The sequence below is a fragment of the Acinetobacter sp. ANC5681 genome (genome assembly GCF_023488045.1).
Lineage (GTDB): Bacteria > Pseudomonadota > Gammaproteobacteria > Pseudomonadales > Moraxellaceae > Acinetobacter.
This window is the reverse complement of sequence record NZ_JAMFKZ010000012.1, coordinates 72,615-86,972: the sequence shown is the minus strand read 5'-3', so window position 1 is coordinate 86,972 and position 14,358 is coordinate 72,615. Positions and strand designations below refer to the sequence as shown.

Annotated in this window: 10 protein-coding genes; all 10 read right to left on the bottom strand. The window is 37.8% G+C overall.

Features of this window, described 5'->3' with window-relative positions:
* Positions 1-104: 104 nt before the first annotated feature.
* Entirely contained in the window at positions 105-1,739 is a 1,635-nt protein-coding gene (locus M5121_RS09030; protein ID WP_249570982.1) for an O-antigen ligase family protein, read from the bottom strand.
* Positions 1,740-1,829: 90 nt separating this feature from the next.
* Positions 1,830-2,558 (bottom strand): TfpX/TfpZ family type IV pilin accessory protein, encoded by a 729-nt coding sequence (tfpZ, locus tag M5121_RS09025; RefSeq protein ID WP_249570981.1) that lies wholly within the window; start codon positions 2,556-2,558, stop codon positions 1,830-1,832.
* A gap of 24 nt (positions 2,559-2,582) precedes the next feature.
* Positions 2,583-2,936, bottom strand: coding sequence for a type IV pilin protein (locus M5121_RS09020; RefSeq protein ID WP_249570980.1), 354 nt, complete (start codon positions 2,934-2,936; stop codon positions 2,583-2,585).
* 181 nt (positions 2,937-3,117) lie between these two features.
* Positions 3,118-4,587 (bottom strand): O-antigen ligase family protein, encoded by a 1,470-nt coding sequence (locus M5121_RS09015; protein ID WP_249570979.1) that lies wholly within the window; start codon positions 4,585-4,587, stop codon positions 3,118-3,120.
* Positions 4,588-4,908: 321 nt separating this feature from the next.
* The gene (locus M5121_RS15920; RefSeq protein WP_349628957.1) at positions 4,909-5,247 is read right to left on the bottom strand and encodes a prepilin-type N-terminal cleavage/methylation domain-containing protein; all 339 of its coding nucleotides are present in this window, start codon (positions 5,245-5,247) and stop codon (positions 4,909-4,911) included.
* A 395-nt stretch (positions 5,248-5,642) separates the two neighbouring features.
* Positions 5,643-6,203 carry a TPM domain-containing protein gene (locus M5121_RS09005; protein ID WP_249570978.1) on the bottom strand — a complete coding sequence of 187 codons (561 nt, stop codon included), beginning with the start codon at positions 6,201-6,203 and terminating at the stop codon, positions 5,643-5,645.
* Positions 6,197-7,204, bottom strand: a complete 1,008-nt coding sequence (locus M5121_RS09000; protein WP_502798276.1) for a TPM domain-containing protein — start codon at positions 7,202-7,204, stop codon at positions 6,197-6,199. Before M5121_RS09000 ends, M5121_RS09005 begins: the two co-directional genes overlap by 7 nt.
* An 85-nt stretch (positions 7,205-7,289) precedes the next feature.
* On the bottom strand, positions 7,290-7,880 hold the full coding sequence (locus M5121_RS08995) for a LemA family protein (protein WP_178882509.1): 591 nt from the start codon (positions 7,878-7,880) through the stop codon (positions 7,290-7,292).
* Positions 7,881-8,251: 371 nt separating this feature from the next.
* Positions 8,252-9,673 (bottom strand): glutamate synthase small subunit GltD family protein, encoded by a 1,422-nt coding sequence (locus M5121_RS08990; protein WP_087535974.1) that lies wholly within the window; start codon positions 9,671-9,673, stop codon positions 8,252-8,254.
* Positions 9,674-9,744: 71 nt separating this feature from the next.
* On the bottom strand, positions 9,745-14,223 hold the full coding sequence (gltB, locus tag M5121_RS08985) for a glutamate synthase large subunit (protein WP_171295118.1): 4,479 nt from the start codon (positions 14,221-14,223) through the stop codon (positions 9,745-9,747).
* Positions 14,224-14,358 lie beyond the last annotated feature (135 nt).

Genomic DNA, 14,358 nt, shown 5'->3' with positions numbered 1-14,358 from the left:
CAAAAACTTCATTGATGACTTTATTCTCGATAAAAATCATCTGCTACCACAGAGAATCTATAAATAATAGTGCGTAAGTCCTAAAGTAGATGAATTTTATAAGTTTATTTATTATTTAATTCCATAATTTCTGCCAAGCTTATTTTTTGCTTATACAATTGTTGTAAAACAAATAATTGTTGCTCCGCTTCATCAAGCTTGTGATTATAGACAAGTAATTGTGCATATTTTTTTAAATTATATGGTGTAGCCTTATTTTTAACCATTTCGCCAATTACGCTAAGATCTGAATCAGACATCAATGTCTGAGGCTTTAAAGCAATCCAATCTAATCTTTGCTGAAATTGAGTAAGTATCAATATTTTAGAACTTCCCAATATTTCTTCTGAAACTGGTTTTTGCTTAAAAACCAATTTACTATTCTCTTGGAACAGTTTGTAATCTCGCCAAATCAACAGTAAGACAATCAGAGAAACGAGCCATACACAACGAATAATATTTCGATGTAAGCTAACACCGTTTAAATTTGGCGTTTGAGCTTGAATTAACCCCAACAAAAAACCCATTGGCAATAAAAAGTAAGCATAACGCTGCGGAAACTCCAACATCGCATGCATCAAAATTGCACTCACCATCAATATTGCCACAATCGAAATTGTATCTTTTGCATTTTTACTTAACCAAAAGAACCAAATCGCAAAGTACGCAATAATTAAAAAGCCTAATGGCAAACCATTCCAAACCAACAGATCTAACACGATATTATGCGCGCTATTAAACCAAACTTGTACGGTATTAAAATGAATACTTTCCACAACCGCGACACTTGTTTGATTCCAGCCATAACCAAACCACGGACGCTCACCTATGGCATGTATAATTTGCATCCACATCCCAAGACGCTCATGCCCTGAACCTGCACGTTGTGCTAGTGATGCTGTATGGGTTACCGCCTCTCCAACACTTGTCGTCATGACTTGTGCGATAATAGGCAATAAATAGCCCGCAATTAAAAAATAAGTAGCAGCCCAACCAAATAACTTAATAAAATTAAGCCTTGGTTTATTCTTATATTGCTTAATCACCCAATAGATACAAATAAAAATACAGACTAGCAAGGAAGTCCGTGATTGTGTTAAGCAAATCGCAAATAAGATAGATAAGCTTGATGGAATAAGTAGCCACAAAGATGCTTTATGCTTTTCATATAAGAACAATGCACCCATTAAACCTATAATCAAAAAAGTAGCTAAATTATTGGGTTGACCAAAATTTGCATATGGGCGGTTACCTTTGAGCTGAATAACCCAATTAAAGTTTGACTCTAAATTCAACCATTGAACAATCGCAATCAAACTACTTATAAAAGCAACGCTCAGTACTATATGACTCAACCCTTGCATAGAGCGTTCACGATTTTCAGATGTAGAGGACAGGTTATATCCACCTATCATCATCAACCAGAACATAAAAACATATGAAAAACTTAGCAATGCCACACTAAAATCTGGAACGAGCCCAAATAGCCATTGAAATACAGGAATCAAAAGCAAGGGCAACATCATAAGTTGTGGTTTAGGAATTTTAATATTTTGTTTGAGCAGAACACCCAGTAACGCCAAAGCAGCTCCGAAGCTTGCCAGCTCACTAGAAAATGTCACCCAGGGATAGGTATGAAATGGTGACAGCCAAGCAAAACTAATCAGTAAAGCTGCAACTACACTACAAAGAATTTGCATATCGACATAAAAAAATAAGCTTCGATAGATTATACATCGAAGCTCATTTAAACAAATCCTAATAATGAATTAACTTGCATTGATTTACTTTCATGGTCGCAAGTCTACAATTTTAACAACTTCGCCTTTTTCTTTATTAATTAATACAACCATGTCCTGTACTGGAGCCGAAAGAGGTAGCCATGCATCCGCATTTGGATAGTTATGTAAAATATCTAGCACTCTTTGCTTATCATTATATTGCTCCAACATAGAAATTGGATAGGCATTCATTTGCAAACGTACTTTCACATTTTCTATATCAGTATAATATGCTGGATGTCGGTTCATTGCATTGTTACGTTCTTGACTAAGGGAATCAAGAGACTGTTTTTGCTGACTCGTATAAATGGATTGTATGGCTACTATATTTGGATGCAACCAAGATGGTTGCTGAAATTTAGTTTCAGCTTTCTGTAAATACTTAGGTTCGATATCGCTATTCTTTACAACTACAAAACTCAAGTTATTGTAAACAATCCAAGCTGGGCGACCTTGACCGATCGTATAGAAACCATATCCTGAAGCAGCGATTTGTACGACAATGACCGTTGCAATATCTAACTTTAATGTTTTTTTCCCTTCTTTATAGACCAACAAACCAAGTAAAGGACCAATGATCACATCAATGATTAATAACATGCAAAATAATTGAGTGACCCCAACAGCTTTAGCTAATGGTGATGGATACCAATAGTAAAATACTATTACACTTAAACATAATGCAATCAAAATAGAAACTAATAAATGCCCTAAAAAAAATCTAATACGTTTAGACATTACACAAAAACCACTAAATTAAATTTATTCAACAATTATACATTTGGATCCTTTTTGAAGATCACATTCTATCTTTACATCAGAATACCGTTTTACGACACCAACAATTTTTTGAATATTATTCTCATCCATAGTTGAAGCATCTGTTATAGATTCACAAGCACTAATTGTTGGAGCAAAAGGAGTTGTACTATCATTCTGGTCAAATAAATCAACATAGACTAAGTTACTATAGCGCTTTACTTCAAATAAACATGCTTTAATACTTGTCTTTCTTTGATAACTGCTATAAGCAGGGATCATAATGGATGTTAAAATTCCAATGATTGCAACCACAACCATCATTTCTATCAGACTAAATCCACTTTCTCTGTCCATTACTTCCCCCCACTTTATATTTTCTTATTCAAATAACATGCCAAACATAAGCTATTGTTTTATATGTCTTCATCATTTTAAAAAAGTTTCAAAATGCTAATTTTTATATAAGATTGACATTTAATGGCATATAAGATTGACATTTAATGGCATATAAAGCCTATTATTCGCTTTTACTGTTTTAATCACAAAACTTACAGACCTTATGATACATCCTCTGGTCCAAAAGCTGAGCATAGTCTATTCTTTGACCGTATAATTTCTCTATTATTTTTAAAATCATTATTGCTTCATTTTGGTATTCATTATATGCCAATAATATTGCATATTTTGTCAAATTTTGCTTTGTAGCTGTTGCAAATACATATTTTTTCAAAGATATAAGCTTACTATCATCCAATTTAGTATATGGATTAAATTTCACCCAGTAAATAATAAAGTTAGTTCTATCATATATAGTTTCCTCCATAAAAAAATTTATCTTCAATTGCTTATCTGTATAATAAATTTTTTCCTTTCTGTCCAATTTCATTAAGGCTTCTATTTTTTTATTATACATATAACTATAACCAAAATTAACAAGAAACATAGAAAAAATTAAAATTAAAATTAAAAACAATACAATAATTTTATTTAAATAAAAAAATCTAAGTTTATTTTCATTTAAAACAAAGCCAATCATCCACCCCATAGGTAAAAGAAAATAAGAATAAAAAAGTGGGTACTCTAAAAAACCATGTATCAAAATTGATAGAATCATTGCAAAAAAAACAATAGACTCCTTGGTTTTCAACGACTTAAAAATAGATAAAAATAAAAAAAAGTAATATAATAGAATTATTATACCCAAAATAAGTCCAGTCCAAACTAAAATATCCAGGGCGATATTATGTGAGCTATCTAAAACCATCTTTGTTGGAGCGTTACCCATACCAGAAACATTAGCAATCTGTGTCTGATACCAACCATAACCAGTCCATGGTTTTTCTAACAAAGCATGATATAGATACTCCCATATATCTAATCTAGAGTATCCAGTAGTAATTCTTTCATAAAAAGTTGATGTTTTCAAACCTATATTAAAACAATCTAAAATAGAATTATAATATGGAAGAAAAATTAAGCTAAAGACAAAGAAAATGATGTATAAAAAAATTGCTCTAACTTTCAATGAAAAATTAACTCTTTTTTTTACTAAAAAATAATATATTACTAAACATAAAAAGACTAACCATGCTGTCCTAGATTGAGTTAAAACAATAGAAAACAATAATAAAAGAGCTATATAGTTATATATTTTCTTATTCTCATACTCATACAAGTACCACAAAGAACATAAACTTATAATAAGAATAGTAGAGAGCTGATTTGGCTGACCCAAATTTGCATATGGACGACCAGTTTGTATCTTTATTATATAAGGCTGTAAATTATAAAAATCTAACCACTGAATAATAACAATACATGATGATATCACACCCACAAACAAGAACATATTACATACTAGACGACTGAACAACAACCTATCATTAAAATTATAACCTATTAATACAGAGCAAAAAAAACAAAACAAATACATTGAGGAAAAAAACATTGTTTCAAAAAAAACAATAACACCAAAAAGATATTGAATAACAGGAATAAAAACCATCAAGCCTATCGGTATAATTATGATAGGCAACAATATTTTTTGTGAAGATATTAGAAAATAACAACAAAGAAAAGCAAATGAAATAAAACAATACTTTTCAGATGTATAACTTACCCATGGTAGATTATGTTCAGAATTTAAAATTGAGCATACGAAAAAAAATATTACAAAAAATATTAATGATTTTTTAATTAACAATGTGTTAGGACTTAATATTTTATGAATATTTATATACATCTTTTATTTCACATATCTTTTAATTTTAAAAAATAAAAGCACATAATAAATATGTGCTTTTATTATAACTAATTTTTTGCTTGATTATGAGCAAGTACCTTTAGTCCAATCACAAGTAAGTGATGCTTTAGTACCTTTAGTCATTGCTACAGTAAATGTATTTGCAGCACCAGCAGGTGCAGTAATTACACAGTTCGCTGTATTATAATTACTAGGTACTGGCGCTGATGTTTTCCCTTCTGGATCAGACACAGATAAATTCCATGCTGTCGCAAAGTTCTTACCAGTCGCTGTACATTGAGCATCTACTGAACGCTTTGTATAGTTTTGGTATGAAGGAATCGCAATTGCAGCCAAAATACCAATGATCGCTACAACAATCATTAATTCGATAAGAGTAAAACCCTTTTGCATTGATTTCATAACATTTCTCCAATGTATTAAATTTTTATAAGCCGTTTTCAGCTACTTAGTATTTAGCATGTTCTATGCCAATCCTTAGCTTATCCAATTTTAACTCAAAAAAACAGAGACTTAAAAGAATATTATTGCAGATTAGTTTTAATGCAATTATCACTCTTTATGACAAAAAATGACAAAAAACGTCACCTTTCACGACTTATTTTCAAACCCCGTATCGATTAAGCATGATTTCTATCGAAGAGGCGTAAAATTGAGCGAAACAAATCACATAAAAAAAATTGGTATTTACACAACCGTTTGTCGGAAGATAAAAGGATATATTTTAAAATATAAGATTTATAGCATTTTCTAAATCAAAATTAACCATATAAAGAGGTTTCAAAATACGCAATAACTCAATTTAGAATGACAGGCTCGTTTGGCAATTCATTTTTGTTATCCGCTTCAGAATGAACATAATAATGATCTAATACTTGACCAATCTCACAAATTCCGTTTTTGATCGCTTCTAGATGTTGTTTTTGAGCAAGTTGAGAGACAATACGCTGACAAATCTGATTCCAAATCTCAGTTTGAGTCGCATTTTTAAGACCACGATCAATCACAATCTCAACTTTTCGCTCACAAAGGTTCAAATAAAGCAAAACCCCACTATTCAATTCAGTATCCCATACACCTAATTCAGCAAATAGCTGCTGAGCACGTAGCCGTGTGTTTTGATGATAAGCCTGTGAACAGGGTATATGCCCTTCTATTACCACTTGAATTTCACCGACATGCCCTCTCTCGGCTTGCTGAACAGCTTGTGCAATCTCTAAGCGGTCTTTTTTATTAAAAAAACGATGTGCAGAAGAAATATAGAAAAAATGTTTGAACCAACGTTTTAGACTAGGTTGTGCATATTCTTCCAGTTTCGATTGCGTAATGATTTCCGTTGTATCCGTCTTTGTCACCATGAACCTGATGCTCCTCCTCCACCAAAACTACCGCCACCGCCACTATATCCACCACCACTTCCTCCACCAATACCACCTCCACCTCGCCCCCCTCCAGATAGAAAAGCTTGAAAAATAAGCTGTGCCAATGAAGTAATCAGTAGAAAGAAAATTCCGATGCCTAATAACAGGCTCATCACAAGACCAGCACCATTGACTAGTCCCGCAACAGTTGCAGCTACTGCCGCAGTGGAGGCACTTAAACGATTGCCAACAATGAATGAACCAACAACACCAGCAATCAGGATAAATAGCGCCATAGTTAGCGTATTATCTTTCGCTTGTTGCTCACGTAAAGCTTGTTCATGACGGTCTTTTAATTCTTGGGCAGCCTGTTGTGCAATTTCTGGATCTTGGTTCACAATACGGCTAATTTCATCCAGTCCTGCCGCAATGCCCAGTGCATATTGTCCTTGTTTAAATGCAGGTGTGATCTGGTTTCGAATAATACGGCTCAGTACCACATCAGGTAAAACACCTTCGAGACCATAGCCTGTTAGAATCTGAATTTTGCGATCATTGACTGCAATTGCCATCAACAAGCCATTATCACGTTTAGCAGAACCTAGTTGCCATTTTTCACCTGTACGTAAAGCAAAATCAAAAATAGCCTCCTGTCCAGTGGTTGGTACAATAATCACCCCAATCTGAGCTTTACCCTGCTGATACAATGTCAGTATTTTTTGATTGAGTTGCTGTACTTCAGCCTCGTTCAATATCTTAGCCTGATCAATCACAGGTTGGTTTAAAGTCGGTAAACCACGTATGGATTCACCCTCAGCCATATCATTGGCAACTTGCGGTAAAATAGGTGCGTGTTGTGCTGTAGTGTTTGGTTGTGATTGATTTTGTTGTGGCTGCTGAATCATTTTACCTGCAACAACTAAATCAGTTTCATCTGTTGCAGTCGCAACCTCAGCCCAAACTGTATGTTGAAAAAATAGTGTTACAAAAACAATCATGAGAACAGCCGAAAGCTGCTTAAGTTTTTGTCTAATTTCTTCCAACATATGGCAACTCCAAAACCATCGAGAACAATTTCAAATCTTAATTAAATGAAACTGTTGGCGCTTGTTGCGCAGATTGCTCTGCTTTAAAATTCTCTTTGGTTTTCATCCCAATGACTTTTGCTGTCATTGCTTGTGGGAACTGACGTACATATGAATTGTAATCTTGCACGGTCGTAATATAGCGGTTACGTGCCACCGCAATTCGATTTTCTGTACCTTCCAATTGTGCTTGTAAATCACGGAATTGTTCATTGGCTTTTAAATCTGGATAATTTTCAGAAACCGCAATTAAACGAGATAATGCACCTGTCAATTGACTTTGTGCTTGTTGATATTTTTCGAATAGCGCTGGGTCTTCTAAAACTTCTTTATCCACTTTTAAACCCGCAACATTCGAGCGTGCTTGCGTCACCTCTGTGAGCACTTGTTCCTCATGTTTGGCATAGCCTTTCACGACATTAACAAGATTTGGAACTAAATCAGCACGACGTTGATACTGGTTTTGCACCTCAGACCAGGAAGCATTCACTGCCTCATCTTTCACCTGCAAGGTGTTATAGCCACAGCCTGTGAACAATAAGGTGCTTGCCAATACAGTTGCGAGCGCAGTTTGTTTGATCACTTTCATAAAAATTTATCCTCAGGTTTTTCTTTATATTTTTGCCATAATTCATTGTAATGTGATTTTTTGTTCGCTGTGTAACATTTATTTGTTGAAATCTTTATATCATTGCATAGAATCATCTGAGAACTGTAACCGTTGTACTGTAACCCCAAATGCCTTGGGAAGATTTAAATAATTTTCTCTGAATTTGCATTTGCAAGAGCCATCTTTATTGCCTGCACAATTTCCTGATTGGTCTTCGAGTATCATGCTGAAAAATGATCAGGGACAGGGCAGAAAGCTTACAAGATTTGCTAAAACTACCAAAAAGATAAGATGAAAAAAAATAAAGCCTGCTTGAGCAGGCTTTATCGCAATCAAACTAAAAAGATGAATTAGACACCTAAATAATCTAAAATACCTTCTGCTGCTTGGCGACCTTCCCAAATTGCAGTCACAACAAGGTCAGAACCACGCACCATATCTCCGCCAGCGAAGATTTTTGGATTAGATGTTTGGAATTTAAATTCTTGTTGTTCTGCCGCAACGACACGACCTGAACCATCTAAACTTACATTTGCAGAACCAAACCAATCAGCAGGACTTGGACGGAAACCAAATGCAAGTAATACCGCATCTGCTGGTAAAATTTCTTCAGAACCTGGAACAGGTTCAGGGCTACGACGACCACGGCTATCAGGCTCACCCATTTGGGTAGTCACCACTTTAACACCAGTCACTTTGCCATTCTCGCCCACAATCTCGATCGGTTGGCGATTGAATAGGAATTTCACACCCTCTTCATAGGCATTCTTCACTTCGCGCGCAGAACCCGGCATGTTGCTTTCGTCACGACGGTAAGCACATGTCACATCATGCGCACCTTGGCGTAATGAAGTACGGTTACAGTCCATTGCAGTGTCACCACCACCAAGAACAATCACTTTCTTACCATCAACACTGATGTATTCGCTTGGATCTTTTTCCCAACCTTGGCAACGATTGACGTTAGCAATTAAGAAATCTAGGGCATCGTAAACACCATCAAGATCTTCGCCAGGGAAACCACCTTTCATGTAGGTATAAGTTCCCATCCCCATAAATACGGCATCGTATTCAGCAAGGAGTTGTTCAATCGTTACATCAACGCCGATTTCAGTATTTAAGCGGAATTCGATACCCATCCCCGTGAAGATTTCACGACGACGTTTCATCACATCTTTTTCCATTTTAAATTCTGGAATACCAAATGTAAGTAAACCACCAATTTCAGGGCGCTTATCAAATACAACTGGTTTTACACCGCCACGGGCAAGGATATCAGCACAGCCTAAACCTGCTGGGCCCGCACCAATGATGGCTACTTTTTTATTGGTCCATTTCACGCCAGACATATCTGGACGCCAGCCCAAAGCGAACGCTGTATCATTAATATATTTTTCTGCATTACCAATCGTGACTGCACCAAAACCATCATTTAAAGTACATGCACCTTCACACAAACGGTCTTGCGGACAAACACGACCACATACTTCTGGCAAGGTATTGGTTTGATGGCAAAGCTCAGCCGCTTGGAAAATTTGACCTTCTGCAATCAGCTTTAACCAGTTTGGAATATAGTTATGTACTGGGCATTTCCATTCACAATATGGGTTACCACATCCTAAACAACGGTGCGTTTGATTCGCAGCAACTTCCGCAGTAAAGGGTTTATAAATTTCCACAAACTCTGCTTTGCGGACAGTAATATCTTTTTTCTCTGGATCTTGGCGTGCTACATCCAGAAATTGAAAGTCATTATTGAGGCGTTCTGCCATGTCTCTCTCCGTGGGCAGGTGCAGTGGTGTCCTTCACCTCTGCACCTGCCTATGTCTTTGCAGTCGTGGAATTATTGTGGATCGGCTTGGGTTGTTTTCAAAAGCGATTGCAAATTAGCAGCTTTTGGTTTTACAAGCCAGAACTTACGACTATAGAAGTCGAACTCATTACGGATTTTGTATGCCCAAGCACTTCCTGTCTCTTGAATATGTTCATCGAGAATACGGAGGAGGTTTTCTTTATGATCTTCCATCGCCTCAGTCGAGATACGATTTAGGTCAATCAACTCATGGTTATAGTAGTCAACAAAGTCGTTATCAAGGTCAAGTACATAAGCGAAACCGCCTGTCATACCCGCACCAAAGTTATGACCAACTTTACCTAAGACAGTTACCACACCACCTGTCATATATTCACAGCAGTGATCGCCAGCACCTTCAATGACTGCAAAAGCACCTGAGTTACGAACAGCGAAACGCTCACCCGCAGTACCCGCAGCAAATAACTTACCGCCAGTCGCACCATACAAACAAGTGTTACCGATGATTGCAGTATTTTGTGTTTGGAACGGTGAACCTTTTGGTGGGAAGATCGACACACGACCACCCGCCATACCTTTACCCACGTAATCGTTTGCATCACCTTCAAGTTTGATATGCAAACCACCAGCGTTCCAAACACCAAGTGACTGACCAGCAGTACCTACAAGATTCATGACTACTGGACTGTTTTCCATACCCAAGTTGCCATAACGACGTGCAATTTCACCAGAAATACGTGCGCCAATTGAACGATCACAGTTACCAACAGTGAAATTAAATGAACCGCCTGTACCTGCTTCAATCGCTGGTAGCATTTCAGCAACCATTTTCTCAGCCAATACACCTTTATCAAATGGCGCATTACCTTGAACTTGGCAATACTGAGCTTTGCCTTCAGCAGCAGGATGTGATGTCAATAATGCACTGAGATCAAGATGCGCATGCTTTTCAGTTTCGCCTGGTAAAACCTCAAGCAAATCAACACGACCAATCAAATCTTTGAGTGATGCAACACCTAAAGCAGCCAACCATTCACGTGTTTCTTCAGCAATAAACTTGAAGAAGTTGATCAGCATTTCTGGTTCGCCAATATAATGCTCTTTACGTAAATGGTCTTGCTGTGTTGCGACACCAGTTGCACAGTTATTCAAGTGACAGATACGTAGGTATTTACAACCTAATGCGATCATTGGCGTAGAACCAAAACCAAAGCTCTCAGCACCTAAAATTGCAGCTTTAATTACATCCAGACCTGTTTTTAAACCACCATCCGTTTGAACACGCACCTTACCACGTAAATCATTTACACGAAGTGCTTGATGCGCTTCACTTAAACCTAATTCCCAAGGCGAACCTGCATGGTGAATTGATGAAAGTGGAGATGCCGCTGTACCACCGTCATAACCTGAAATGGTAATAAAGTCAGCGTATGCTTTTGCCACACCAGCCGCAATCGTTCCAACACCTGGCTCTGATACTAGTTTTACCGATACCATCGCTTGAGGATTGACTTGCTTCAAGTCAAAGATCAATTGTGACAAATCTTCAATTGAGTAAATGTCATGATGCGGAGGCGGAGAAATCAAAGTCACACCCGGTACTGAGTAACGTAAACGTGCAATTAAGCCATTCACTTTACCACCTGGTAACTGACCACCTTCACCTGGTTTCGCGCCCTGTGCCACTTTAATCTGCAACACTTCAGCAGAGGTTAAGTACGCAGGAGTTACACCAAAACGACCTGATGCAATCTGTTTGATTTTCGAGTTACGAATCGTACCGTAACGTGCAGGATCTTCACCGCCCTCACCAGAGTTCGAACGACCACCAATCGTATTCATCGCAATTGCAATTGCTTCATGTGCTTCTGGAGATAATGCACCCAAAGACATTCCCGCAGAATCAAAACGAGGTAGAATCTCTTCAATCGTTTCAACTTGATCAATCGCAATCGAATCGGTTGTTTTTAACTTGAATAAGTCACGAATCGTAGCAACTGGACGGTTATTTACTAGCTCAGCATATTCTTTAAAGTCTTGATATTGACCTGAACGAACCGCTTTATGCAATGAGTTAATCACATCAGGGTTGAACGCATGGTACTCTTTACCGAATACGAATTTGAGTAAACCACCCTGATCAATTGGCTTGCGATTTGACCAAGCTGTGCTTGCCAATTTTTTCTGGTCATTTTCTAAATCAGCGAAAGTCGCACCTTGGATACGGCTTGGTACACCAAGGAAACATTTATCCACGACTTCAGATGACAAACCTACTGCTTCAAACAGTTGGCCGCCACGATAAGAAGCAACTGTCGAGATCCCCATTTTAGAAAGTACTTTTAATAGACCTTTCTCAATCCCTTTACGGAAGTTTGCTTGCGCATAAATTGGATCACCCAATAATTCGCCTTTCGCAACCAAATCATTAATCACGTCATAAGCTAAATACGGGTAAATTGCTGTCGCACCAAAACCTAGTAGTACTGCAAATTGATGTGGATCACGTGCGAAACCTGTCTCAACCAAAATATTTGCATCAGTACGTAAACCAACTTGAATTAAGTAATGATGTACTGCACCAGTTACCAATACTGAGTTTGCTGGCAAGAAACCTTCGCGAATATTTTTATCGGTCAAAACGATTAAAGTTTTACCATCACGAACAGCTTGTGCAGCTTCTTCACAAATACGTGCAACTGCGGCTTGTAAACCTTCGGTTTCTGCATAATTCAGATTGATATCAGCAACAGCATAACCCGCACGTTCTTTTTCAACATCACGAAGCTGCTGCATTTTTGAATGTGACAATACAGGGCTTGAAATAATGATGCGGTCAGCGTGTTCAGGACCCTGTTCAAACACATTTTGCTCACGACCCAAACATGTTTCCAATGACATTACGATCGATTCACGTAATGGATCGATTGGTGGGTTAGTCACTTGCGCAAACTGTTGACGGAAATAGTCTGATACATGGCGAACTTGACGAGACAAGACTGCCATTGGCGTATCATCACCCATTGAACCAACAGCTTCCTGACCACTTTCTGCGATTGGACGCAAAATCTGATCACGCTCTTCAAATGTCACCATAAACATTTTTTGAGCCGCTTTTAATGCATCACCAGTTAAACCCTGATCACTCAATTGTTCTTCAAGCTGAGGATCTGCTTTCAAACGAATCGCATGGTCACGCAACCATTCACGATACGGACGCATGTTTTTAAGGTGATTGCTGACATCTTTCGTATCAAGCACTTTGCCTGTCAAAGTATCTACAACTAAAATTTGACCAGGACCAACACGACCTTTAGACACAACATCTTCTGGTTCATAACCCCATACACCAATCTCTGATGCAAGCGTGATGTAATCATTTTTGGTGATCACCCAACGTGCAGGGCGTAAACCATTACGATCCAACATACAAATCGCGTGACGACCATCTTGGATCACAAGACCTGCTGGACCATCCCAAGCTTCCATATGCTTAGAGTTAAATTCATAGAATGCACGTAGATCAGCATCTAAAGTTTCAACATTCTGCCATGCTGGTGGAACCAACATACGAAGTGCACGGAATAAGTCCATTCCGCCACCAACAAGAATTTCAAGCATATTGTCTAGGCTTGATGAATCCGAACCAGTACGGTTTACAATCGGATTTAACTCAGTTAAACCTGGCAGTAATGGATTTTCAAACTTTGGCGTACGAGCCAGTGCCCAGTTACGGTTTGCTGTAATGGTGTTAATTTCACCATTATGCGCAAGATAACGGAATGGCTGAGCCAATGGCCAACGTGGCAAAGTATTGGTTGAGAAACGCTGATGGAATACCACAATATGCGATTTTAGACGTTCATCAGCTAAGTCGGTATAGAAGTCAGCAATTGCTGCTGGCATCATTAAGCCTTTATATGTGATAACAGTTGTTGCAAGTGTGGTCACATAGAATAATGGGTCATTTTGTAATTGTTGTTCTGCACGGCGACGAGCTAAAAATAACTTGCGGTTAAATTCAACTTCAGTCAAACCCATTGGGCAGTTCACTAAAATTTGTTCAAATGCTGGGAGTGATTGCAATGCAATTTCACCTAAAGCATCATTATTTGTTGGTACAACACGCCATGCCGCAACCGTTAAACCTTCTGCTGCAATTTCTTTATTTAAAATGTTCTTTGCATTTTGAGCTAAAGCAGGGTCAATATTCAAAAATACTGTGCCTGCAGCAAAAATCTCAGTTAGATTACTGCCTAGCTTCTGAGCTTCTTCACGGAAAAATTGTTTTGGCATTGCCAATAACAATCCGCAACCATCTCCTGTTTTACCATCCGCGGCAATACCACCACGGTGCGTCATGCAACTTAAACTGTGAATCGCAGTTTCGACCAGATGATGGCTTGATTCACCCTTCATATGGGCAATCAGACCAAAACCACAGTTATCCTTAAACTCATCAGGCTGATATAAGCCTTGAGCGGGAGCTACAGTATTAGGCGATGGCATGTGCATAGCGTACCCTTCTTTCAACATGGCTCTTTCGAGCAACAAACAATCAATTCATTTTCTGCGATATTGCCGATCAACTCATATAAAGTTCAATGCTTCGCAAAAACATTTTTCCTGGCGGATTTGCAATAT